27 protein-coding genes are annotated in these 23,445 nt (G+C 60.1%); 6 read left to right on the top strand and 21 right to left on the bottom strand.

What is annotated here, in order from left to right; translation table 11 throughout:
• Positions 1–92 precede the first annotated feature (92 nt).
• Positions 93–1,055, bottom strand: a complete 963-nt coding sequence (locus FCH38_RS04780; protein WP_174372991.1) for a nucleoside recognition domain-containing protein — start codon at positions 1,053–1,055, stop codon at positions 93–95.
• 119 nt (positions 1,056–1,174) lie between these two features.
• Here FCH38_RS04780 and FCH38_RS04775 point away from each other — a divergent pair, with 119 nt between their 5' ends.
• A complete protein-coding gene (locus FCH38_RS04775) occupies positions 1,175–1,627 on the top strand; it encodes an Lrp/AsnC family transcriptional regulator (RefSeq protein ID WP_174372990.1) in 453 nt (150 codons plus the stop codon).
• A 19-nt stretch (positions 1,628–1,646) separates the two neighbouring features.
• On the opposite strand, the gene FCH38_RS04770 is transcribed toward FCH38_RS04775, so the two are convergent.
• Together FCH38_RS04770 and FCH38_RS04765 are read right to left on the bottom strand one after the other, a co-directional pair.
• Entirely contained in the window at positions 1,647–1,955 is a 309-nt protein-coding gene (locus FCH38_RS04770) for an antibiotic biosynthesis monooxygenase (protein WP_174372989.1), read from the bottom strand.
• A 5-nt stretch (positions 1,956–1,960) separates the two neighbouring features.
• Positions 1,961–2,755: a helix-turn-helix domain-containing protein gene (locus FCH38_RS04765; RefSeq protein WP_174372988.1), complete on the bottom strand. Its 795-nt coding sequence runs from the start codon at positions 2,753–2,755 to the stop codon at positions 1,961–1,963.
• Between the two features lie 107 nt (positions 2,756–2,862).
• Between FCH38_RS04765 and FCH38_RS04760 the strand changes: the two genes are divergently transcribed.
• A complete protein-coding gene (locus tag FCH38_RS04760; RefSeq protein WP_174372987.1) occupies positions 2,863–3,225 on the top strand; it encodes a nuclear transport factor 2 family protein in 363 nt (120 codons plus the stop codon).
• A 42-nt stretch (positions 3,226–3,267) separates the two neighbouring features.
• Here FCH38_RS04760 and dxs read toward each other — a convergent pair whose 3' ends face one another.
• The 7 genes from dxs to FCH38_RS04725 all read right to left on the bottom strand — a co-directional run bounded on the left by dxs (position 3,268) and on the right by FCH38_RS04725 (position 9,616).
• Positions 3,268–5,187, bottom strand: a complete 1,920-nt coding sequence (gene dxs, locus FCH38_RS04755) for a 1-deoxy-D-xylulose-5-phosphate synthase (RefSeq protein ID WP_174372986.1) — start codon at positions 5,185–5,187, stop codon at positions 3,268–3,270.
• 99 nt (positions 5,188–5,286) lie between these two features.
• Positions 5,287–6,210, bottom strand: coding sequence for a pirin family protein (locus tag FCH38_RS04750; RefSeq protein ID WP_174372985.1), 924 nt, complete (start codon positions 6,208–6,210; stop codon positions 5,287–5,289).
• A 309-nt stretch (positions 6,211–6,519) separates the two neighbouring features.
• Positions 6,520–6,774: an exodeoxyribonuclease VII small subunit gene (locus FCH38_RS04745; protein ID WP_003503059.1), complete on the bottom strand. Its 255-nt coding sequence runs from the start codon at positions 6,772–6,774 to the stop codon at positions 6,520–6,522.
• Between the two features lie 2 nt (positions 6,775–6,776).
• The gene (locus tag FCH38_RS04740) at positions 6,777–7,712 is read right to left on the bottom strand and encodes a histone deacetylase family protein (protein WP_174372984.1); all 936 of its coding nucleotides are present in this window, start codon (positions 7,710–7,712) and stop codon (positions 6,777–6,779) included.
• Between the two features lie 25 nt (positions 7,713–7,737).
• Complete coding sequence (locus tag FCH38_RS04735; RefSeq protein WP_149898714.1) at positions 7,738–8,301, bottom strand: biotin transporter BioY; 564 nt, start codon at positions 8,299–8,301, stop codon at positions 7,738–7,740.
• Positions 8,302–8,306: 5 nt separating this feature from the next.
• Positions 8,307–8,939, bottom strand: a complete 633-nt coding sequence (locus tag FCH38_RS04730; RefSeq protein WP_153513286.1) for an energy-coupling factor transporter transmembrane component T family protein — start codon at positions 8,937–8,939, stop codon at positions 8,307–8,309.
• Complete coding sequence (locus FCH38_RS04725; RefSeq protein WP_153513287.1) at positions 8,936–9,616, bottom strand: energy-coupling factor ABC transporter ATP-binding protein; 681 nt, start codon at positions 9,614–9,616, stop codon at positions 8,936–8,938. Before FCH38_RS04725 ends, FCH38_RS04730 begins: the two co-directional genes overlap by 4 nt.
• A gap of 492 nt (positions 9,617–10,108) precedes the next feature.
• Here FCH38_RS04725 and FCH38_RS04720 point away from each other — a divergent pair, with 492 nt between their 5' ends.
• Positions 10,109–11,305 carry a winged helix-turn-helix domain-containing protein gene (locus tag FCH38_RS04720; RefSeq protein WP_153513289.1) on the top strand — a complete coding sequence of 399 codons (1,197 nt, stop codon included), beginning with the start codon at positions 10,109–10,111 and terminating at the stop codon, positions 11,303–11,305.
• A gap of 268 nt (positions 11,306–11,573) precedes the next feature.
• Here the strand turns inward: FCH38_RS04720 and ribB are convergent, their stop codons facing one another.
• Together ribB and aroC are read right to left on the bottom strand one after the other, a co-directional pair.
• On the bottom strand, positions 11,574–12,674 hold the full coding sequence (gene ribB / locus FCH38_RS04715; protein ID WP_149898718.1) for a 3,4-dihydroxy-2-butanone-4-phosphate synthase: 1,101 nt from the start codon (positions 12,672–12,674) through the stop codon (positions 11,574–11,576).
• A gap of 12 nt (positions 12,675–12,686) precedes the next feature.
• Positions 12,687–13,784, bottom strand: coding sequence for a chorismate synthase (gene aroC / locus FCH38_RS04710; protein ID WP_174372983.1), 1,098 nt, complete (start codon positions 13,782–13,784; stop codon positions 12,687–12,689).
• Between the two features lie 435 nt (positions 13,785–14,219).
• Between aroC and FCH38_RS04705 the strand changes: the two genes are divergently transcribed.
• Positions 14,220–14,480: a DUF1344 domain-containing protein gene (locus tag FCH38_RS04705; RefSeq protein WP_006309807.1), complete on the top strand. Its 261-nt coding sequence runs from the start codon at positions 14,220–14,222 to the stop codon at positions 14,478–14,480.
• Positions 14,481–14,643: 163 nt separating this feature from the next.
• On the opposite strand, the gene FCH38_RS04700 is transcribed toward FCH38_RS04705, so the two are convergent.
• The 4 genes from FCH38_RS04700 to FCH38_RS04685 all read right to left on the bottom strand — a co-directional run bounded on the left by FCH38_RS04700 (position 14,644) and on the right by FCH38_RS04685 (position 17,997).
• The gene (locus FCH38_RS04700; protein WP_174372982.1) at positions 14,644–15,237 is read right to left on the bottom strand and encodes a histidine phosphatase family protein; all 594 of its coding nucleotides are present in this window, start codon (positions 15,235–15,237) and stop codon (positions 14,644–14,646) included.
• Between the two features lie 32 nt (positions 15,238–15,269).
• Positions 15,270–16,088, bottom strand: a complete 819-nt coding sequence (gene fabI, locus FCH38_RS04695; RefSeq protein ID WP_149898721.1) for an enoyl-ACP reductase FabI — start codon at positions 16,086–16,088, stop codon at positions 15,270–15,272.
• Positions 16,089–16,219: 131 nt separating this feature from the next.
• Positions 16,220–17,335 (bottom strand): DnaJ C-terminal domain-containing protein, encoded by a 1,116-nt coding sequence (locus tag FCH38_RS04690; RefSeq protein ID WP_153513293.1) that lies wholly within the window; start codon positions 17,333–17,335, stop codon positions 16,220–16,222.
• A gap of 212 nt (positions 17,336–17,547) precedes the next feature.
• A complete protein-coding gene (locus FCH38_RS04685; RefSeq protein ID WP_149899011.1) occupies positions 17,548–17,997 on the bottom strand; it encodes an RT0821/Lpp0805 family surface protein in 450 nt (149 codons plus the stop codon).
• A gap of 56 nt (positions 17,998–18,053) precedes the next feature.
• On the opposite strand from FCH38_RS04685, the gene pdxH reads away from it, so the two are divergent.
• The gene (gene pdxH, locus FCH38_RS04680; RefSeq protein WP_174372981.1) at positions 18,054–18,674 is read left to right on the top strand and encodes a pyridoxamine 5'-phosphate oxidase; all 621 of its coding nucleotides are present in this window, start codon (positions 18,054–18,056) and stop codon (positions 18,672–18,674) included.
• A gap of 30 nt (positions 18,675–18,704) precedes the next feature.
• Here pdxH and FCH38_RS04675 read toward each other — a convergent pair whose 3' ends face one another.
• Positions 18,705–19,484 carry a sulfite exporter TauE/SafE family protein gene (locus FCH38_RS04675; RefSeq protein WP_174372980.1) on the bottom strand — a complete coding sequence of 260 codons (780 nt, stop codon included), beginning with the start codon at positions 19,482–19,484 and terminating at the stop codon, positions 18,705–18,707.
• A gap of 154 nt (positions 19,485–19,638) precedes the next feature.
• On the opposite strand from FCH38_RS04675, the gene FCH38_RS04670 reads away from it, so the two are divergent.
• The gene (locus FCH38_RS04670; RefSeq protein ID WP_174372979.1) at positions 19,639–19,944 is read left to right on the top strand and encodes a MazG nucleotide pyrophosphohydrolase domain-containing protein; all 306 of its coding nucleotides are present in this window, start codon (positions 19,639–19,641) and stop codon (positions 19,942–19,944) included.
• Positions 19,945–19,996: 52 nt separating this feature from the next.
• On the opposite strand, the gene FCH38_RS04665 is transcribed toward FCH38_RS04670, so the two are convergent.
• From FCH38_RS04665 to tldD, 4 genes are all read right to left on the bottom strand, one after another.
• Positions 19,997–20,374: a hypothetical protein gene (locus FCH38_RS04665; protein WP_174372978.1), complete on the bottom strand. Its 378-nt coding sequence runs from the start codon at positions 20,372–20,374 to the stop codon at positions 19,997–19,999.
• Positions 20,375–20,489: 115 nt separating this feature from the next.
• Positions 20,490–21,179 carry an HAD family hydrolase gene (locus FCH38_RS04660; protein ID WP_174372977.1) on the bottom strand — a complete coding sequence of 230 codons (690 nt, stop codon included), beginning with the start codon at positions 21,177–21,179 and terminating at the stop codon, positions 20,490–20,492.
• A 5-nt stretch (positions 21,180–21,184) separates the two neighbouring features.
• A complete protein-coding gene (locus FCH38_RS04655; protein WP_149898727.1) occupies positions 21,185–21,670 on the bottom strand; it encodes a bleomycin resistance protein in 486 nt (161 codons plus the stop codon).
• Positions 21,671–21,971: 301 nt separating this feature from the next.
• Positions 21,972–23,387, bottom strand: coding sequence for a metalloprotease TldD (tldD, locus tag FCH38_RS04650; RefSeq protein WP_174372976.1), 1,416 nt, complete (start codon positions 23,385–23,387; stop codon positions 21,972–21,974).
• Positions 23,388–23,445 lie beyond the last annotated feature (58 nt).

The raw sequence follows: 23,445 nt of genomic DNA, 5'->3' as shown, positions 1-23,445 counted from the left end.
CCGGTTCTTTTGGATTGAACCCAAGGAAGGGGCCGTGAGGCCCCTTTTTGCATCAGCTTTTCAGATGAGATCGACGGCGTGCGCCGATCCGCCTACGTACTCTGTGGCCTGAATATCCGCTGGAAAAACACCTCATCGGACAGGCGGTGCAGCAGGGCGGCAATGGCGGCGGTTGCCGCGATGGCGAAAACCAGCCGTCCGACCAGAACGCCGTAAATATCGGCCCCCAGCGCCATCACCACAAGGGTGTCTTCGATCACGCTATGGGCAAAACCCATGAACACGCAGGACAGGAAGACCTGACGCGGCGAGATCGCCCCTGATTGCGCTTCGCGGATGAGAAAACCCGCGCCATAAGAAATACCGAGGAACAATCCGATGGCGGTGAGATGTTCGGCCTCGCCGCGAATGCCGGCAAGCCGCAGCAGGGGTGACAGCGCTTTCATCATCAGTGCCAGAAGGCCGGTCAGTCTGAGAATTTCCAGACCGAGGGACAGCACGAGCAGGATGACAAGCATCCAGATCATGGTTTCACCGAGACCCAGAAAATAGTCTGCCCATTCAGGCGTGTTGCCCATGGCAATCCAGGCGGGATTGACTGGAGCCGACAGCCACCCGGTCACGTCCAGAAGCTGGTGCAGGAGAAAGGCATAGAGCAATCCACCGCCGATGCGCAGCGCCGTGGTGACGAGCATGCCCGGTCCTGCCTTTTCGATGATTTTCTGCTCGATTGGCAGGCCATGCGCGAAGAGGATGAGCGCCGAAAAGACCGTGATATCCGCGACATCAAGCGACGATGCGGGAACAAGCGTGAAGATAAGCGGCACCGCGCCCCATATGCCGACCAGCATTGCCGTCAGCCATGCCAGACCGAGTTCCGGCGGCAGCCCGACGAGGTTCATCACGGGCGCAAAGGCCGGCGCCACCGCCTCGATCGCACCCATCCTCGACAATAGCTCGGTCAGGATGGCGATCGGAACGGTGATCCGCACCAGCACCCAGTAGATATCAAGCGTTTCCCGGGTTTTCTGCCAGATGGTGACGAAAATGGGCATGTGAGGCTCCTCGAAGGTTGTCCCCATTCACTAGGCCGAACCCGTTCGCATTTGTGGTCAGAAATTGCAGCTTTGTGCAATTTTATTGCAAATCCATCCGCGAGAGATATGCTGCCGGCATGGATCGGATCGACCGGAAACTTCTGAACCTCTTGCAGGGCGATGCTTCGCGCACCAATGTGGATATGGCCGACGAGGTGGGGCTGTCTCCTTCCAGCTGCCTGCGCCGCCTTCAACGGCTGCGCAAATCGGGGGTGATCGACCGAATCGTCGCGATCCTCAACCCCGCAAAGGCCGGGCGTGTGATCAAGGCGCTGGTGACAGTGGAGCTGAAACTACATGGCGAGCAGCATATGCGCCGCTTTCTGGACATCGCCAGTGCTGAAGAGGCCGTGTCGCACGCCTATGCCGTGACAGGCGCAAGCGATGTCGTGCTGATGCTGCGCCTGCGCGACATGGAGGAGTTCGACTCGCTCTGCGACAGGCTGTTCCGCGACCAGAACAATGTCGCTCGCTTCGTCACGATGGTCGTCATCAAGACGGCGAAAGAGGAAACGGCCATCAGGCTTTGACCAGCGGTCACGATCTCGCCTATGCGGCGTGATCGGCCCGCATGGGATGCCAGACGGAGATATCCCGTGGGACCTCCAGAAGCTCGGGCAGGGCATCGTGCCATGCCTGGCGATAGGGGCGATGAATCTGGACATCGAGCACGTCCTGATGGTCGCTCCAGGTCTCGTGCAGCAGGAAGCGGTTGTCGTTTTCACCGTCCCGATGCAGGGTGGCGTTCACGAAGGTCTTTTCATGCCGCATGGCGTCGAGAAGTGCATTCAGCAACTCAAGAAAGCGCTCGCGCTGGCCGTCACGGATCTGGAAGCCGATGAGATAGGTGGTGTGCACGGGGCTTACTCCTTTGTGCCTGTCATCAGGGCGGCGCGGGTTGCCGCATCGGCGGGGTAGAAACATTCCAGCACCAGTTCGGACAGCGTGACATCGGTTGCGGTTCCGAAAACCGTGGTGGTGGAAATGAAACTCAGAACGGCGCCCGATGCCGGATCGCGCAGTTGCAATGGTATGGCCAGCGGATCGGCCTCGGCGGCATGGGGCGAGGCCTTCGGCGCGGGATAGGCGGAAAGCTCCGCATGCAAGCGGCAAAGCACCTCGTCTCCCGTTTCCTCGACCTGACGGCGCAGACGTTCCAGCAAATGATGCCGCCATTCGGCGAGGTTGGCGATGCGGGAGCTTAATCCATCAGGATGCAGGCTCAGCTTCAGCGCATTGAGGGGTGGCCGAAGCAACTCCTCGGAAACACCAGCCAGAAGCGACGTGATCGCCTCATTGGCGAGAACGACGTTCCAGTGACGATCAACGGCAAGGGCGGGAAAGGGCATGTGGCCCTGCACCACTGTTTCGACGGCCTGTCGGGCCGCCGCCATGTCGGGCGCATCCAGCGGGCGTTCGGAATGAACAGGTGCATAACCCGCCGCCAGCATCAGCCGGTTGGCGGCGCGGGCGGGCATGGAAAGCTGCTCCGCCAGTTTCGCGAGCATCTCGCGGCTGGGGGATGATCGCCCGCTTTCAACGAAGCTCAGATGGCGCGCGGATATTTCCGCCTCCACCGCCAGATCGAGCTGGCTCAACCTGCGGCGGGCACGCCATTCCTTCAGCACCTGGCCGACATGTTCTCGATGATGTGTCATGCCCCGCAGCCTAGCAGAACATATCGGCAATGCGATTACCTCGCAGGTAATTGTTCCGCTTATCGACCCCCGGCATGTTTGGGCCGTCAACCAGAAGGAGCGCAATCATGACGCAACATCTCGCAATCGCCCAGACCTATCTCGCAGCCTGGAACGAAGAAGACAATGAACGCCGCAGGCATCTCGTCGGTCAGGCGTGGGCAGAAAACACACGCTACGTCGACCCGCTGATGCAAGGCGAAGGACAGCAGGGGATTGCCGCGATGATCGAGGCGGCGCGGCAGAAATTTCCGGGATATCGCTTCGTTCTTGCCGGCACCCCTGACGGACACGGCAACTTCACCCGGTTCTCATGGCGTCTCATTTCACCTGATGGAGACGATGTCGCGGGTGGTACCGATGTCGTCAGCCGCGATGCCGAGGGACGGATCGACAATGTCGTCGGTTTTCTCGATGGCGCTGCATCCTGAGACAGAGGCGGGATAGTCCCGCCTCCTGTCCCGGCAATCTTGTCAGCCGGCGAAACCGACGTCGGCCTGACGCTGGCCGAGCGCATTAAACACGGTGGAAACGATGCCGGCCCGGTCGAGGCCGGCATTGGCATACATGGTCTCGGGCTTGGCCTGCTCCACCCACTGGTCAGGCAGCGTCAGAGTCCGGACCTTCGGGCCATGGTCGAGCAGGCCGGCGCTGGCCATGAAATGCAGCACATGCGCGCCAAAACCGCCAACAGAGCCTTCTTCGATGGTCACCAGAACCTCGTGATGGCTGGCCAGCTGGCGGATGAGATCGAGATCCAGCGGCTTGGCAAAGCGCGCATCGGCAACCGTGGTGGAAAGGCCGGCCGCTTCAAGGTCTTCGGCCGCCGCCAGGCATTCCGCAAGACGCGTACCGAAGGAGAGGAGCGCAACCTTGGTGCCTTCCTTGATGATGCGGCCTTTGCCGATTGCAAGAATCTCACCACGCGCGGGCATCTCGACGCCCACGCCTTCGCCGCGCGGGTAACGGAAGGAAATCGGGCCTTCATCATAGGCCGCTGCCGTGCGCACCATATGTTTCAGCTCCGCCTCATCCGAGGCCGCCATCACCACCATGCCGGGCAGGGTGGCGAGGAAAGTCGTGTCGAAAGAGCCGGCATGGGTCGGTCCATCCGCGCCGACAAAACCGGCGCGGTCGATGGGGAAACGCACGGGCAGGCTCTGGATCGCCACATCATGCACCAGCTGGTCGTAACCGCGTTGCAGGAAGGTGGAATAAAGCGCGCAGAACGGCTTGTACCCGTCAGCCGCAAGCCCCGCCGCAAAGGTGACGGCATGCTGCTCGGCAATACCGACATCGAAGGTGCGGGACGGGAAAAGCTCGGCCATCTTGTCCAGCCCGGTGCCGTTCGGCATGGCGGCGGTGACGCCGATGATCTTGTCGTCGAGCGTTGCTTCCTGGATCAAGGCTTCGGCGAAGACGCTGGTATAGCTCGGCGCATTCGGCTTGGCTTTCGCCTGCGCGCCGGTGATGACGTCGAACTTGTTGACGCCGTGATATTTGTCCGCCGCCGCTTCCGCCGGCGCATAACCCTTGCCCTTCTGCGTCACCACATGGATGAGGACGGGGCCTTTCTGGTTGTCGCGCACATTGCGCAGCACCGGCAGCAGGTGATCGAAGGAATGACCGTCGATCGGGCCGATGTGGTAGAAGCCAAGCTCCTCGAACAGCGTGCCGCCGGTCACATAGCCGCGCGCATGGGTGACTGCGCGGGTAATGGCGCGGTCGATGGTCTTGCCGAGATAGGCCGTGAGTTTCTTGCCGAAATCGCGAAAGCCCATATAGGTGCGGCCGGAGGCGAGGCGTGCCAGATAGGCGCTCATCGCGCCCGTCGGCGGCGCAATCGACATATCGTTGTCGTTGAGGATGACGATCAGCCGCGCATCGAGTGCGCCGGCATTGTTCAATGCCTCAAACGCCATGCCTGCCGACATCGAGCCGTCGCCGATGACGGAAATGACCTTGCGGTCGCTGCCGTCAAGACCCGCCGCAACCGCCATGCCGAGGCCGGCGGAAATGGAGGTGGAGGAATGGCCGGCGCCAAAATCGTCATATTCGCTTTCGGCCCGCCGGGTGAAACCGGAAAGCCCGTCTTCCTGTCGCAGCGTGCGGATGCGGTCGCGCCGACCAGTCAGGATCTTGTGCGGATAACATTGGTGGCCGACATCGAAGATCAGCCGGTCTTCCGGCGTGTTGAACACCTTGTGGATGGCAATCGTCAGTTCCACCACACCGAGGCCGGCACCCAGATGGCCGCCGGTTTTCGACACGGCGTCAATCATCTCGTCGCGCAGTTCCCGTGCCAGTTCCGGCAGGTCGCGATCGTCGATCTCCTTGAGATCGGAGGGGAAATTCACCCGGTCGAGCAATGGTGTCTGTGGCATTCCGGTCAATCGTTCGGCCTTTTCTTGTCGTCAGCAGGGCGTGCCAGAGCGTCTTTCATGTCGAAAGCCGACGGTGCAGCCCTGCATGTCGTACACTTCTATAGAATTTCAACCTTCCGGCAAAGGGACAAACTCTTCTTCGTCGCCGGGAACGATATCGAAGCGTCCGGTTCTCCACTCCTGTTTGGCCTGTTCTATGCGTTCTTTTGATGACGAAACGAAGTTCCACCAGATGTAGCGGCGCTGATTGAGCGCCGCCCCGCCGAAGATCATGATGTGACAGCCACCCGCGCCGGCCTGAAGCGTGATGTCGTCGCCGGGACGGAAGACGAGTAGCTGGTCGGCGGCGAAGATATCACCCGCCACATCCAGCGAACCGGACAGAATATAGATTGCCCTCTCCTCATGATCAGCGGAGAAGGGGAATTTTACCCCTGGCTCCAGCGAAAGATCGACATAAAGCGTATCGGTAAAGGCTGAAACGGGCGAGGTAAGGCCTTCGAATTCGCCGACGACGACCCGGCCGGACGCGCCCTTGAGGTCGATCAGCGGCATGTCTTCCTTCGCCGTATGGGAAAAAGCCGGGGCGATTTCCTCCATATTGTCCGGCAGCGCCAGCCATGTCTGCAGGCCGGACATGGACAGCGGATGGCCGCGCAGATTTTCCGGCGTGCGTTCCGAATGCACGATGCCGCGCCCGGCCGTCATCAGGTTGATGTCGCCGGGGCGAATGACGAGTTCGGTGCCGAGACTGTCGCGATGTTTGATTTCGCCGTCGAACAGATAGGTGACGGTGGAAAGCCCGATATGCGGATGCGGTTTGACGTCGAGCGCCTCACCGGCCTTCAGGATCGCCGGACCCATGCGGTCGAAAAAGATGAAGGGACCGACAAGCCGCCGCTGCCGCGTGGGCAGCGCCCGGCGCACGGCAAAGCCGCCAATATCGCTGGTGCGGGGAATGATGAGGTTTTCGATGGCGTCGCAGGCAAAGGCATCACCCGCGACGGGATCGTTGCCGGGAAAAAAGGACATCGCAAGCTCCTCGTATTGTCTTATTGGAGTTTAGCATAACCAAGGGGAGGGGAGCATCGCGATCTCGAACGCAGCGTCAACGAACCTTGTGAACACGAAATTGTGAGAATACTAATTCATGCGGTTACGGCTGACGAAGGGCTTCAAACCTCTCCTCCGTCATCCTCGGGCTTGTCCCGAGGATCTAAACACGCTCGAAAAATCAATACGTTGCAGATCCTCGGGACAAGCCCGAGGATGACGCCGAGTGTTTGAATCGGGAGGTGGCTACCTTATGGAATCGCATCCAAAGGCTCATCCTAAACGCAATCACTCTCCGTCGAGCGGCTCCACACCCTGCGGCTTGCCCGCACGGTCGAGACGTATCTTCTCGATTCGCTTTTCGGCGGCATTCAGCAGCGTCTCGCAATGCTTCTTCAGCGCTTCGCCACGCTCATAGATGGCGATTGATTCGTCCAGCGCCACGTCTCCGCGTTCCAGGCGTGCGACAATGCTTTCCAGCTCGGCGACGGCCTTTTCGAAGGAATAACCGCTGACATCGGCTGTGTTGGCATTTTCCGTCATGTTCAACCCTTCATCATTCTCAAAATATGCATGGCTGCCGATTCCGCCAGCCCTTCCAGATCATAACCACCTTCAAGCAGGCTGACGACCCGGTTCGAGGCGTATTTGTCGGCCATTTCCAGAAGCCGGCCCGTCGCCCAGTCGAAATCTTCGCCGACCAGATTGATCTGCGCTAGCGGATCGCGGTGATGCGCGTCGAACCCGGCGGAGATGAGGATGAGATCAGGCGAAAAATCGGCAATTGCCGGCAGCACGCGGGATTTGAAGGCCTCACGAAAATGGTCGCTGCCGGTATTGGGCGAAAGCGGGGCGTTGACGATATTGTTCTTCACGCCGGTTTCGTTCTTGTCGCCGCTCCACGGGTAAAGCGGCATCTGGTGGGTGGAACAGAACAGCACTGATGTGTCGTTCCAGAAGATGTCCTGCGTACCGTTGCCGTGATGCACGTCCCAGTCGATGATGGCGATGCGCTCTGCCCCATGTTTTTTCTGAGCATGGCGGGCGGCGATTGCCACATTGTTGAAAAGACAGAAACCCATGGCCTTGGCGGTTTCCGCATGGTGGCCGGGCGGGCGGGCCGCGACGAAGACATTATCGGCAGCACCGGTAAACACGTCGTCCACCGCAGCCATTGCCGCACCGATGCCGGTCAGCGCCGCCTGCAGGCTTTTCGGCGAGACGTAAGTGTCGGCCTCGATACGGTTGATCCCGCCATCCTCTTGCGGAATCTGGCGCATGACGGCAAGTAGATGCTCTTCCGGATGCGCCAGCAACACCGCATCCTCATTGGCCTGCGGCGCTTCCTTTCGCACCAGCCGCTCGAAATTCGGATGTTCGAGCGCGATGTTCAGCGACCGCAGGCGGTCCGGCCGCTCCGGGTGACCTTCGGGCGTGATATGCTCGAGGAAGATCGGGTGTTCGTATAAACGCGTCGCCATGCTTTTCCTCCTGAAGAAAGTCTGTTCAGGCGCGCTGCGGCAGAAGCGGATAACCCGCCATCACGGCACGGCCGGCCAGTGCGGCAAGCACGGCCTTCAGCGCATCGCCGGGAATGAAGGCGAGCGAACCCATGAAGGCCTTTTCGAAACCAAGCCCGACAACCAGCGCCAGATAGGTGATGCCGAAAGCATAAAGCACGACCACGCCGCCGATGAGGCTAGCGACGAAGAAACCAACGCCCTGCGCCAGAGCGGATTGGCTGCGATTGACGAGTTTTTCCGAGAGCGTGCCGGTGACGAAGACAGCTGCGATCCAGCCGATCAGGAAGCCCGTCGTCGGCGTGGTGAAAATCGAAAGACCACCGCGTCCGCCCGAGAGTACCGGCAGGCCGATGGCGGCAATCAAGATCGTCAGCAGCACCGCGAGCGTGCCGCGCTTCGCACCCAGCACGACGCCGGCCAGCATGACGCCGAGCGACTGCGCGGTGATCGGCACGGGGATGAAACCGAGCGTGATCGGCGGCAAAAGCCCGAGTGCGATGATGATGGCGGAAAACAGCGAAATCAGCACAAGGTCGCGGGTCGTCATGGCACTCAAAACTCCGGATGGTTATCTGGCGCCAAGCTTTGGCCTCTGAAACCGCGCGCGTCAATGGCGTCGGCAATGGCGTCGGCATCCTTCAACGTCATAATGACGAGTGGCACGATGATGGTGGCCATCCGCACGGGCAGGCCGCGCGCCCGGTGGGCATCGCGCACCGCATGATACCGGTTGACGATCTCGGGCACGAACCGCACGACGAGCCCGACCGCAAGCCCGATATCGGCAGCCTTGACCAGCCCCAGCCTCTCGAGAGGGGCGGCGGCAAGCGCGATCTCGTCCATGAACTGCGAAATGCTGACGGTGATGGTGACGGCGGTGGCGAGCAGCGCCAGCGCCGTCAGCCGCAAAAGATTGACACTCGCATCATGGGCCGGAAGCAGAACATAGCTGAAGGCGGCGACAAGCAGGATGGTCAGCATCACCGGCCGCAGCCGCAGGCCGATCTCCCGGAAGGGTAGTCGCGTCGCGCGCAGGATGATAACGGCCAAAATCACGGCGCATCCCAGCACCAGCAGATCGCGGGTGAGGAACAGCGCGATGCTGAAGCCCATAAGCGTGATGAGCTTGAGGCGCGGCGAAACGCGATAGAGCCAGCCGGTGCCTTCGACATGCAGCGATTTCATGACGATGCCACCTCCAGATAGTGCGCCACTGCCTCTGCAGGCGCAGCATCTTTAACCAGCGCGCCCTCATGGAAAACCAGCACGCGGTCGAAGCCGGCAAGCAGCGGCAGATCGTGGGTGATGACGATCAACGCCTGCGACAGCACCGCCATGGTCTTTTCCACGATAGTGCGGTTTTTCAGGTCCAGCTGGTTTGTTGGTTCATCGAGAATGAGGATTTTCGGCTCGGTAACCAGAAGGGCGGCCAGTGCTGCCAGCTGCAACTCCCCGCCGGAAAGCTCATGCGCGCGCCGCTCTTCGAGATGAGAAATGCCAAGCCGGGCAAGAACGGCCTTCACCCGTGTTTCGGTTTCCGCCTTGCCGATGCCTAGGCGCTTCAGGCCAAAGGCGACATCGTCGCGCACGATCGGCAGGATTATCTGGTTCTGTGGGTTCTGGAAAATGAAGCCGACCGTCTGCAACACGGTTTTCGCATGCTTGACGGTATCGAGACCGTCCACCGACACCTTGCCCTCGGTCGGCTTGGTCAACCCGTTGATCAGCCGCGCGAAGGTGGTCTTGCCCGAACCATTGAGGCCAATCACGCCGATACGCCGCTCTGTCAGCGTCAGAGACAATGGGTGCAAGGCCCGCCTGCCCTCGAAGGCCACACCGGCGGCGTCGAAACGGATTTCCAAGTTCTTATGTCCTTAGGGTCTGTTTCTGGTCCTATATCCCGTCACAAACAGAAGTAAAAGATGATGAAGGAATCAGATATGTTCCGTCGTTAAGTTGTTAGGAGGCTCAAATGGTCCTGCATACCCCATGTGAAGCTCTGCGTTCGGCTAAGTGCCTTGAACTACGATATGACGGATACGTTCGCGTTGTTGAGGTCCATGCTGTCGGTATTACGGATGAAGGAAACGGCATTATGCTTGTGTGGCAGGTCCGAGGCGGTAGCAATAGTGGTGAGCGCCAAGGCTGGAAGCTGATGCGGCTCGACGAAACATTCTCTATCCATTTGATTGAAGAAAAGTCTTCTGCGCCTCGTGCTGGATATAAACGAGGGGACAAAGCAATGGCCTCCATACGGTGCCAGATTTAACAGGTAGTGATTGCGAAAACAAAACTGAGGGAAGAACAAAAAAAGAACATTGCAATCCTGAAAAAGCCGTTCTACCTTCTGCCCCATGGTGATCAAGGTTTCGAACGAAGCGGCAAGGCGGATTTTTCTGGCGCGGCAGGGGCTTTGCTCCCCGCCCGGCAAGGCGCTTTCCAAGGGCGATTTACTGCAACTCATTACCGAACTCGGCTTCGTGCAGGTGGACAGCATCGGCACGGTGGAGCGCGCCCACCATCAGATTATTTTCTCCCGCAACCAGACCTACAAGCGCGAGCATCTGACCACGCTTCTGGAAAAGGACCGCGCGCTTTTCGAGCACTGGACGCATGACGCTTCCATCGTGCCGACAGAATTTTATCCCTATTGGAAGCACCGCTTCCGCCGTCGTGAACCGATCATTCAGGAGCGCTGGCGCAAATGGCATGGCGAGGGCTTCGATGCCGCTTTCGGTGAAACGCTGGAGCGCATTGCCGCGACAGGTCCGGTTCTGGCGCGGGAACTGAAGGAGGAGGGGCATCAATCCGGGGGCTGGTGGAACTGGCATCCGTCCAAGACCGCGCTCGAATATCTCTGGCACACCGGCAAGCTCGCGATTGCCGGCCGCGTGAATTTCCAGAAGGTCTATGATCTGGCCGAACGGGTCATTCCCGGCGAGCATCACGAAAGCGACGTGGAGCATGCAGAATTCGTCGACTGGGCCTGCCGGCAGGCGCTGAAGCGGCTGGGTTTCGCCACCCACGGCGAAATCGCCGCTTTTTTTGATCTCGTCACCCCACAGGAGGCGAGGGATTGGGTCAAAAGCCACCGCGACGAACTCTGCGAGGTCTCGCTTCTTGCAAGCGACGGCGAGAGCGCCCGCCCGTCCTATGCCTTTGCTGATTTCAGCGCCGATATCTCGGACCTGCCGGAACCCTCACCGCGCGTCCGTGTGCTGAGCCCTTTCGATCCGTTGTTGCGCGACCGCAACCGCATGGAGCGGCTATTCGGCTTTTATTACCGCATCGAGGTCTTCGTTCCGGAGCCGAAACGGCAATATGGCTATTATGTCTTCCCGCTGCTGGAAGGCGACCGTCTGATCGGCCGCATCGATATGAAGGCCGACCGCAAACGCGGGACGCTGGATGTGCGCCGCCTGTGGCTGGAGCCCGGCGTGCGCGCCTCGGCCGGACGGCTGGAGAAGCTCGACGCCGAACTGGCGCGGCTTGCCCGGTTTACGGGGGTGGAGAGCGTGAATTATCTGGAGGGCTGGCGGGAGGAGAAGTGAACTTCGTGGCTGGTGGCATGGTGAGACGGATGTCCTCACACGACGCCATCTTCGCCCTTGAGGTAGCACAGCGTTGCCGCTGGTTTCTTCTCCCCGCCGGGGAGAAGGTGGCCCGAAGGGTCGGATGAGGGGGCAAGCTCTCCGTTTATCGACAACGTGGCCCCCTCAATCCGCTGCCGCGACCTTCTCCCCCTCGGGGAGAAGGCGGAAAAAGCACCCGCTCGCCTCACAATTGCGGTATGAAGCCGGGCCTTCTAGCCCTCAGAAATCAGCAGATATCCGTCGCCGAAATCTGGATACCGAAACCTTCAAGCCCGACATAATGCCGTTCGCGGGTGGTCAGCAGCTTGATGGAGCTGATGCCGAGGTCTTTCAGAATCTGTGCGCCGAGGCCAATTTCCAGCCATTCATTCTCGCGCGACCGGGCCTGGGCATGTGCTTCGTCCGGGTCACGCGCCTTGCGCCGCCCGGCCACCTGGCCGACACCGACGGAGCCTTCGCGCAGATAGACGATGACGCCGCGGCCTTCCTCGGCGATCTTCTGCATATAATGCCGCACCGGCTGGCGGTCGCCGAACACGTCGTCTGCGACGTTTTCCGGGTGAAGACGGACGGGAATGTCGACGCCGTCCCTGATGTCGCCGAAAATCACCGCCATGTGCTGCATCGGATCCCAGGGCAGGGAATAGGTCTGCGCCTTGGCCGGCCCGAAGGGTGTTTCGATGGTGAAGGAGGATTCCATCTCCACCAGCGTTTCCTTGCGCTGGCGATAGGCGATGAGATCGGCGACGGAAACGTGCTTCATGCCGTGCCTGTCGGCGAAATCCAGAACCTGCGGGCCGCGCATTACGCTGCCATCATCATTCACCAGCTCGCTGATGACGCCGATGGGCGGCAGGCCGGCGAGCCGGCAGAGATCGACCGCCGCTTCGGTATGGCCGGAACGCATCAGTACGCCGCCCTCGCGGGAAATAAGCGGGAAGATATGGCCCGGCCGTGTGAAATCGGAAGCGCCGACATTGGGGTTTGCAAGGTTGCGCACCGTCAATGTGCGGTCGTCGGCGGAAATGCCCGTCGTGGTGCCGTGCTTGAAATCGACGCTGACGGTGAAGGCCGTCGTATGCGCGCTGTCGTTTTCTGCCACCATGGCGTTGAGGTTCAGCCGCTTGGCTTCCTCGCGCGGCATGGGGGCGCAGACGATGCCGGAGGTATGGCGCACGATCAGCGCCATTTTTTCCGGCGTGCAGTGAACCGCCGAAATGATCAGATCGCCTTCATTCTCGCGGTCGTCATCGTCGGTCACAACGACGATTTCGCCGGCTTCGAAAGCGCGGATGGCGTCGACAACGCGTTTCTGGTCATAGGCCATGGCGATATCCCCTCACTTCAACCGGCCGGTCTGGCCGCGGTCCCTCAGATAATGGTCGGCAACGGTGCAGGCCACCATCGCCTCGCCGATAGGCACAGCGCGGATGCCGACGCAGGGGTCGTGACGACCCTTGGTGCGCACATCCACATTATTGCCGTCGGTATCGATGGACAGACGCTCCGTCAGAATGGAGGAGGTGGGCTTGATGGCGAAGCGGGCGATCACGGGCTCGCCGGTCGCGATGCCGCCAAGAATGCCGCCGGCATGGTTGGAAAGGAAAATCGGCTTGCCGTCATTGCCCATGCGCATCTGGTCGGCATTGTCCTCGCCGGAAAGCTCGGCCGAGGCGAAACCTTCGCCGATCTCCACGCCCTTGACGGCGTTGATCGACATCAGGCTGGAGGTGATATCCTGATCGAGCTTGGCATAGATCGGTGCGCCGATACCGGCCGGAACGCCTTCCGCCACCACTTCGACAACCGCACCGATGGAAGAGCCCGCCTTGCGGATGCCGTCGAGATACTCTTCCCAGACAGGCACCATGGCCGCATCGGGGCAGAAGAACGGGTTCTGGTCCACCTGGTCCCAATCCCAATTGTCACGATTGATCTTGTGTTTGCCGATCTGCACCAGCGCGCCGCGCACATTGAGATCAGGCACCACCTTGCGCGCAATCGCGCCCGCCGCTACCCGCGCTGCGGTTTCGCGCGCTGAGGAGCGTCCGCCGCCGCGATAGTCGCGAATGCCGTATTTCAGATCATAGGTAAAATCCGCATGGCCGGGGCGGAAACGTTTGGCGATCTCGCCATAGTCCTTGGAGCGCTGGTCGGTATTTTCGATCAGCATGGAAATCGGCGTGCCTGTTGTGATCATCGTTTCGCCGTCCTCGTCCAGCATCACGCCGGAGAGAACTTTCACGATATCGTCTTCGCGACGCTGGGTAACGAAACGGCTCTGGCCGGGTTTGCGCTTGTCCATCCAGTGCTGCACTTCGGCAAGGGTAAAGCGCAGGCCGGGCGGGCAGCCATCCACCACGCAGCCAAGTGCCGGCCCATGGCTTTCTCCCCAGGTGGTAACGCGAAAAAGATGACCGAAGCTGTTATGCGACATAGTTCTCAAAACCGGAAAACAGGGCGCCTGCGGGTAGCGCCGTTTAAAACAAGCGGATTTGTCTTAGTGTAAATCCGGACAAGGCAAAAGCCTTTCTTTCACTGCGGCAGGATAAGTGCCGAACACGACATCAACAGGCGTCTTCCCCATCCCGCAGGCAAGCGCCGGGATGAGAGTGGGCGGCGATTCGTGCCGGCCGACGAGATTTTTCGAGATGACGGAAATGTAAAAGCGCCGTCGTTTTCCACGTTTATCCGGAGTTTTCCAATATTGCCGCGAAATGCGGTGTAAAAATCACTAACGGCTTGAACACGATCCCAAATCCGTTCATCAATTGGGCCGAAAATGTCATGGTTGCGGGCGATTTCCGCCACATTCGAAAGGCAATTCTTCATGCATGTAAGGTTTTCACGCAAATCCACGAAAGCTAGATCGATGCGTATGATGATTGCCGCCCTTCTGGCCACCGCCAACCTCCTGATGCCGATCAACAGCTTCGCCCAGAGCGTCGATGTGGAAGGCACGATCAGCAAGATCGATGCGAACGGGCTGAGCATTACGCTCAACGACGGCAAGACCTATCGTGTGCCGGAAGAGTTCAACTTCGAAGGTTTGAAGGCGGGCGTGAAGGTCGTGGTTTTCTACACGGAAGTGGATGGAAAACGCGTGGTCGACGATCTTCAGGTCGTTGAGTAGGACCAGCCCCTTACTCAGCCCTTATGCCAAACCTCCGTTGTGAAACGAGCGAGTGCATCTAGCTTTCTTCTCCCCGGCGGGGAGAAGAAAGTAACGGCGTCCGCTCAGCCAATTTACAAGCGTTTCAAAGGCGACGGCGCAGAGAATTACGCTCCGCGTGCCCTCACGACACCCACTCCGCACTGTTCCTGTCCATCTCCACCTTCAAAATCCGGTCCTGCGGGATCTGCGTTCGCGACGCCTCGTCCTTGTCCATGCCGGAGACCAGCCGGAAGATCGAGCGGATGACGCCGCCGTGGCAGACGCAGACGGTTGGCACCTCGACGGAGGAAAGCCATGCGCCGATGCGCCAGGAGAGGATTTCATAGCTTTCGGCATCCTGGCCGGGGGGAATAAAGTCCCACTTGTTGGCCATGCGCGCCTTCACCCGGTCGGGAAATTCCTTTTTCAGATCGGGCAGGGTATGGCCTTCCCAGTCGCCGAAGGAAACTTCGATCAGGCGGTCGTCGGTGCGGTAGGCAAGGGGGTCGAGACCCATCGCGCCGCGCATCAGTTCCATGGTTTCGCGCGTGCGCCCCAGCGGGCTTGCCACATAGTCGAAATCCGTGGCCTGCTCGCCGAGCAAATGGGCGAGCAGCCTGCCATTGCCGACCGCCTGCTGGCGGCCGAAATCATTGAGCGGAATGTCTTTCTGGCCCTGAAGCCGGCGTATCGCATTCCAGTCCGTTTGTCCGTGCCGGATCACATAGACGAGCAAGGCGATACCCCTGTTTCAAGCATTCCTGATGGTTAGTCCTTGACCACCGAAATGTCAGGCGCATCCACGGCCTTCATACCGATGGTGTGGTAACCGGAATCCACATGGTGGATTTCGCCGGTCACGGCGGTCGAAAGGTCGGACAGCAGGTAAAGCGCCGACTTGCCGACTTCCTCGATCGAAACCGTGCGCTTCAGCGGTGCATTATATTCGTTCCATTTCAGAATGTAACGGAAGTCGCCGATGCCGGAAGCGGCCAGCGTCTTGATCGGGCCGGCGGAAACGGCGTTGACGCGGATGCCGCGATTGCCGAGGTCGACGGCGAGATAACGAACGCTGGCCTCAAGTGCGGCCTTGGCCACGCCCATGACGTTGTAGTTCGGCATGACCTTTTCGGCGCCGTAATAGGTCAGCGTCAGGATCGAGCCGCCATCATTCATGATCGGCTCTGCGCGCTTGGCGACAGCGGCCAGCGAAAAGACGGAAATATCCATGGTGCGGTTGAAGTTATCGCGGCTGGTATCGAGGTAACGACCGGTCAGCTCGTCCTTGTCGGAAAAGGCGATGGCGTGCACGACGAAGTCGATCTTGCCCCAGTGCTTTTCCAGCGCGGCAAAAACCGCGTCGATCGTTCCGAGGTCCGTCACGTCGCAATGGCCGGCCATGAAGGCGCCAAGTTCCTGCGCCAGCGGCTCGACGCGCTTCTTCAGCGCGTCACCCTGCCAGGTGAGTGCGAGTTCCGCGCCTGCGTCGGCGCAGGCCTTTGCAATGCCCCAAGCGATTGAACGATTATTTGCGACGCCCATGATGAGGCCGCGTTTGCCAGCCATGAGGCCGGATGCCTGAGCCATTTTATGCTCCCTGATACTTTCGATTGATCCTGCCTATGGCATAGGCTGCAATCCTGTTCAAGATTGCCAAAGATCATCAACTGTTAGGGAGCGTAACAAAGGGTGCGTTGTCCCGGCTATTCGCAAAACTTTCACAAATAAAGGCCTTCGCGCATGTGGCGCATCAGGTCGGTCACCTTTTCATCCGGCTTTTCGAGCAGGACGATGCGCAATTCGATGACGAGATCGCCATATCCACCCTTGCCATCGGCAAGGCCTTTACCGGCGAGCCGCAGCTCGCGATCGGAACCCGACCAGGCGGGAATGCTGAGATTTTCCTCGCCAAGCGGGGTGCGGACTTTCGTTTCGCAGCCCAGAACCGCATCCCCGAGCGAGATCGGCAACGTCGTGTGAATATCGAAACCGCGAACGGAAAAGGCGTCGTCGCGTGCGGCAAGCAACGTCACGGCAAGATCGCCGCGCGCCATGCCGGGAAGTTTCAGCCCCTGTCCTTTGAGCCTCACCACATGGCCGTCAGTCATGCCCGGCTCAAGCTGGAAGCGGGCTTCCCGCTCCTCGGCAAGCCCAATGGTAACCCATTTGCGCTCGAGAAGATCGGCAACCGTGATGGTGGCTTCGGCCGTGATGTCCGGCGCCTTTTCCGGAACCGGCTGCGGTGTGCGGAACCGGCGCACGAGAGCGCTGAAAAGATTGCCGGCGAGCGAGGAAGGTGCGGATCTGTCGTCAGCGGCGGCGGGTTGTGCCGTTTCACTCGTCCTCGGAACGTCGCCTTTTGCGCCGCTGGCCGCAGCCTTCGCCGCTTCGGCCGCCTGTTGCACCTTGGGATCGTTCTGCGCATCGGCGCCGAAAATCCGCTCGACGATATCCTCGGCTGTTTCGGGCTTCCCGTCGGTTTTCTGGCCGGTCTGCGCCCGGTTGCGGGCATCGGCACGGGCCAGTTCCTCCATCAGCTTCTCAGCGGCCTTGGCGCGTTCCTCTGCCTCGCGGGCCGACGCCCGCTGCTGCATGATGGTTTCGCCGCGCTGCTTCTTCTCGGCCGCCTTGCGGGCCTGATCGTAAAGATCGCGTTTTTTGGGGTCTTTCAAAAGGTCATAGGCCTGGCCGATCTCGGCGAATCGCGCCGAAGCGTCGGGGTCGTCGCGATTGGCGTCGGGATGCACGGTTTTCGCCTTCGTGCGCCAGGCGGTCTTTATTTCCTCGTGGCGGGCATCACGCTTAACGCCGAGGATCGAATATGGATCGCGCATCCGAAACACCAGTTACGTTGGCTCAGGCGCCTGCTGCCCATCATGGCGCAATCCTGAAACTAACCTCTCCGAAAAGGGATGCCCGCGATCATTCGCGTACACGCCCTCGGTTTAATCAACGTCGACTGTTGCAATAAGTTGCTAATCACTCCTTTACGCGCGAAGCGCGGCGCGCGGTGGCCGGCTTTATTCCATGCGCCAAGGTAAACAGATTATTTCTGCTCGAAGCGGGTCATCAACCATTCGCCGGTTTCCGAAAGGCAGGCCTGTCCTGAGTAAGCAGCTACGCCTTCGAAGGAGTGGCGTGTCGTTCTGAAATCGCGGCAGACGAAACCGCTGGATTTGTCTTCGTGAATGGCGGTGACGACACCCGCGCTGCCGGTTGCGGCATTGGCCCAGGGCAACGGCTGGTCGGCCAGTTTGGCAAGATCGGCGGATGTTACCGCATTGCGGATGGTCGCATCATCCGTCTGCTGGCCGTTATTCGGCTGGTTGGGAACGGACGCTGTGGAAAGCGTGCGGTCGACCTTGTCGCCGCCGAACAGATCGAGGCTGACGCAGCCGCTCAGCACCACGAGCATTGACACGACGGCGGAAACTTCCGCGATCGACGAAAGGAGGCCCTTTGTTCGACTGTTCGACTTTGCTATGACTGTCACCATCTTTCGCCAGAAATCATCTCTGGGGTCCAAATCAGCTCGGGAGCATTTTAGTCAATATGTCGGAAACGGGGTTAACATCCAGTGACTTCACGGAAGAAAATGAACCTTTCGCGCTTTTTGCCGAGTGGCTGAAGGATGCGACGGCTTCCGAGATCAACGATCCAAACGCGGTAGCGCTCGCAACCGTCGATGAAAACGGCCTGCCGAATGTGCGCATGGTGCTGTTGAAAGACGTCGATGATCGCGGCTTCGTTTTTTATACGAATTTCGAAAGCCAGAAGGGCCGCGAGATTCTTGGCCAGAAAAAAGCGGCCATGTGTTTCCACTGGAAAAGCCTGCGACGGCAGGTGCGTCTGCGCGGCGAGGTGGAAATCGTCAGCGACGCCGAGGCGGACGCCTATTACGCCTCACGTCCACGCGGCAGCCGCATCGGCGCCTGGGCGTCCAAGCAGTCGCGGCCGCTGGAAGGCCGTTTCGCGCTGGAGAAGGCGGTGGCTGAATATACCGCCAAATATGCCATCGGCGATATTCCGCGCCCGGCCCACTGGTCCGGTTTTCGCATTCGCCCGGTCAGCATCGAATTCTGGCACGACCGCAAGTTTCGCCTGCATGACCGCGTCGAATTCCGCCGCGAGACGCCGGATGCGCCGTGGTCGAAGGTTCGTATGTATCCTTGAAGGTGGCAAGGGCAGGCCGGTGCGGCCTGCCTATTTCAACAGCGAATCAAACAGCGGCAGGCCGATGACGGCGGAAATGGCGATCAGGCCGTAACAAATGCGTCTGAATGCGGCCTCATCGGCAAATCCGTGCAGGCGCGCGCCGGCGTAAAGACCCGCCCCGTAAAATGGCAGGGCCAGCAGGAAAAAGACGAAGACATCGGCGGTGAAAAGACCACTGAGGAAATAGCTTGCCGTGGAAATCACGGTCGAAATGGCGAAATAAACAATGACATTGGCGCGCACGAAGGCCCCTTTGAGCGCCCCGCCAAGCCAATAGGCAACCACGGGCGGGCCGCCCAACTGCGCCGCACCCGAAAACAGCCCAGCCAGAAACCCGGTAAACAGGGTCAGAGGCGTCTTCGGCCGCCCGCTATAACGCCAGCCGGACAACAGAAACAATAAAAGCACGACGACCACGGTGGAAATGATCCAGCGCAGGGTCAGCGGATCGCCATGGGAAAGCAGCAGGGTTCCGAGCGGAACGCCGACAAGTGCGCCTGCCGCCATGGTGAAGACTTCGCGCCGGTTCGCCATGCGAAAGGCGGGCGGTATCATGCCGAGCGTCAAGACGCCGTCCACCACCAGCAGAACCGCTGACGCGATGCGCGGCCCGACGATGGCGCTGGCCAGCGGAATGAAGATCAGTGCTGCGCCGAAACCGGAAAAGCCGCGGGCAAGACCGGCGAGAAACGCGGCGCCCGCAAACATGGCCAGCAGCGTCGGACTATGCGCGGTGATAAGCGATGAGAAAAAATCGAGATGGGACATGGGCGATGGCACGGTTGTTCGAATACCTTTTCTCTATCTCGCCTGCAGGCGCATGTCGCGGAGATTTCAGTTCATGACTGCATGACGCACTGACGGGTCGACGGCGTCAGAGAATCATGATTAGAGTTGTAGCGCATGAACAAAAGATGAACAAATGCTTGCTGACATGATGCGTCGGTTTGAAGAGGCCTCGCAAAAATATGCCGCTGAAAACGGAATATTCCGCGACCCGGACTGGTACATGCTGAAGCTTCAGGAAGAGGTTGGCGAGGTCACGCAGGCCTGGAACCGGCTGACGGGGCGGGGCCGCATAAAGGGCAGGAACAAAGAGGAGATGAAACGGGATCTGGCCGACGAAACCGCCGATCTCCTCGGCCATGTGCTGTTGCTGGCCCATTACAACGGTCTCGATATGGAAGGGGCGATTGAGCGCAAGTGGCGTTTCAAGCCGGCGGTCTGACGACCTGCTGAAAGGGCTCGGTCGTTGCGGCATCGCGACTTGCTTGGTGGGATTAGGAGAGCGAGACGATAAAGAACAGAATCGCCAGAATGGCGGCTACAGGGGTCATCACCATCCGCTCCATGCGGCTTGTCGACATCGCGTTCAATCCGATGCTCACTGCGAGATAGCAGGCAATGATCCATATGGCGGGCTCGACCCAGCCTGCGGGCCAGATAATGGCGAAGCCCGTCTTTTGCAGCGGAAAGGATGCGATAAAGGCATAGATCGCAACAGAAGCGACACTTGCAATCCGTTGCTTAACCGGCAGAACCCGGTGTGCGCCGCCCCAGGCAAGGCGGCCGAAGGGCGCCCCGGCTGCAAGCGCAATCTGAAATGCGGAAAGAATGAGCAGTATCAGCGTCGCAAGCGACACGGCGACAAGCGGCATAACCACTCCGATTATGGATGCGCCGACTAAGGCGCTCGACGAATAGCGGCGCTCCTGCCGATACGATCTTTATCATAAGGCCAAATGGCGAAAGGCATGTGACGCCTATTCGCACCTAAGGCCTGTTTTTCATGCTTGTAAAAAGCCTTGCTTCTTTCAACATGCTTGCCACCGCATGCAGATCACTCGAAACGGCGATGCATTTTTCCCGCATTTCCTCGGTCGGCGGCGCCACATCCGGCACCATGATCGTCATCATGCCCGCCGATGAGGCAGAGCGGACGCCGGAATAGGAATCCTCGAGCGCAAGGCAGCGGCCCGGATCAATACCGAGACGTCGTGCGGCGGTGAGATAGGGCATCGGCGCGGGCTTCGGCTCGGTATAATCGCCGCGCGCCACGATAGTGTTGAAACGCCTGAGAAGATCGTAAGGGCCGAGATGGCGTGTGACCGAATCGAGCCGCGAGGAGGTCGCGATGGCGCGGCGGATATCGAGCCGGTCGAGGAGATCGAGGATTTCGACGACACCCGGCTTCAGGGCCACGCCTTCCGCCATCATCACACCGAGATGCCGGAGCCATGCGTCGCGAAAGGCGTCCATAGGGAAATCCGCGCCGTAATCGGCAAAGATGGTGCCGGTGATGACATCCCATGGACTGCCGCAGACCTTCTGATAGGTCTCGACCTGCATTCCATGGCCGCCTTCCTGCGAAGCCGCCAGGAATGAATCGCGATAAAGCGCCTCGCTTTCGATCAGCAATCCGTCCATGTCGAAAACAACCGCATGCGGGAAAAAGGGCAGCATGGCGCTTACCCGAACCGGAAGGGGCGTTCGCCCAGGCTCTCGAACGGGCGGATCAGATAACCGTCCGGATCGGCGACGATGAATTGCCGGTTGCCGACCTCGACGGTGCCGCGCCTGTACCATTTTTCTTCCGCGGGCAGGACGAGGTCGATCGAAGAGCGCTCCAGCCGGGTGAGAATGGGCTGCAGGGAGGGGACGGCGAGCTGCAGGTTCATGCCCCGGCCCATCGGAAACTCAAGGGCTGCATTCTCGGCCACGAAGGTTCGGGTTGCGCCGATCTGGTCGATCATCAGCTGCGCCTCATCGAGCGCAAGATAGGCGAAACCTTCTTCGGCGCGTTCATAGACCACATGAAAACCGATCAGGTCGCAATAAAAGGCGCGGCTTTTCAGCCAGTCGGTGACGGCAAGTTCGGGGACGAGGGCATTGCGTATGATGGTCGGGGTCTCCTTATGCCACGCAGGCCGGGCGGTGGGAGGAGGGCCTGCCATGAAGGGTGATCTTATCGTCTTCTCGGTGAGGTGCCAGAGGAAACCTCATCATGGCAGCCATGTGCGAGGTTATGGGCTGCCCGGCTGCAAGACTGGTGGTTGAGCTTGTCGCGGCAGGCTCAACGTTTCGCGTGACCGCAACTCTCTCTGCGTCATGCCGGACCAGATCCGGCATCCAGCCAGCCCAAGTCCCTGGGCGGACAAGACCCCTCTCGCCGCGCAGACGCGTCGGCTGGATACCGGCTCAGGGCCGGTATGGCGGAAGTTGGGACAGACCGCAGTCCCCCACACTCGGAATGCCCTATGCCTTTGTGCCGCCAACGGTGATCTGGTCCATGCGCAGATGTGGCTGGCCGACGCCGACCGGCACCCATTGCCCGGCCTTGCCGCAATTGCCAATGCCCGTATCGAGTTTGGAATCATTGCCGATCATCGAGACGCGCTTCATTGCATCCGGTCCGTTGCCGATCAGCATCGCGCCCTTCACCGGCGCGCCGATCTTGCCGTTTTCGATGAGGTAAGCCTCGGTGCAGCCGAACACGAATTTGCCTGACGTGATATCCACCTGTCCGCCGCCGAAGGACACGGCATAGATACCCTTCTTGACGGAGGAGATGATCTCTTCCGGCGTTTTGTCGCCAGACAGCATGTAGGTATTGGTCATGCGCGGCATCGGCACATGCGAATAGCCCTGCCGGCGACCGTTGCCGGTGGCCTTTGCGCCCATCAGCCGGGCATTCTGGCGGTCCTGCATATAGCCCACCAGCCTGCCATTCTCGATCAGCACATTATAAGCGGATGGCGTTCCCTCATCGTCGATGGTGAGTGAGCCACGGCGGCTGTCGATGGTGCCGTCATCCACCACAGTCACGCCGGGGGCAGCCACCATCTCGCCCATCAGCCCGGCAAAGGCCGAAGTCTTCTTACGGTTGAAATCGCCTTCCAGGCCGTGGCCGACGGCCTCGTGCAGCATCACGCCGGGCCAGCCGGAGCCGAGCACCACATCCATGGTGCCGGCCGGTGCATCGATGGCGGTCAGGTTGACGAGCGCCTGGCGCAGCGCTTCATCCGCGCCGCGCTGCCAGCTTTCCGTTGTAATGAAATCGCCAAAACCGACGCGGCCGCCAATGCCGTAGGAGCCGCTTTCCTGCCGGTCGCCTTCGCCGGCAACCACGGAAATATTGATGCGGGTCATCGGCCGGATATCGCTGACGCGATGCCCGTCGGCGCGCAGAATATCCACCACCTGCCAGCTTGCGGAAATCGTCGCCGTCACCTGCCGGACGTTAGAGTCCTTGTCACGCAGATAGGCATCGATGTCGGTGAGGAGCTTCACCTTCTCTTCGAAGCTCGGGCTGCCGATCGGGTTCTCGTCGCCGTAAAGCTTCTTGTTGGTGCGCTGGGGTGCGGCGGCATAGGAGCCGGAATAACCGCGGGTGACCGCGCCCACCGCATCCGAAGCGCGCTTCAGCGCAGCTTCAGAAAGCTCGCCCGCATGCGCGTATCCCACCGTCTCGCCGGCAACGGCGCGCAGGCCAAAACCCTGATCGGTGTTGAAGGAGCCGCCCTTGAGCCGGCCATTGTCGAAGGTCAGCGATTCGGCCTGCGCATGTTCGATGAACAGCTCACCGTCGTCAGCACCGGCCAGCGCCTCTCCGAGAAGCTTGCGCAATTGCGTTTCATCGCAATCGAAGAGTTTTACAAGATCGTCGGTCATGGGAGGCTCCAGTCATTATCGTTCAATGACCGATTTAGGCACTGGAGCGGGCAGACGC

Origin of the sequence: Agrobacterium tumefaciens (genome assembly GCF_013337285.1) — a bacterium.
Lineage (GTDB): Bacteria > Pseudomonadota > Alphaproteobacteria > Rhizobiales > Rhizobiaceae > Agrobacterium > Agrobacterium burrii.
This window is presented reverse-complemented; position numbering and strand designations above follow the sequence as displayed.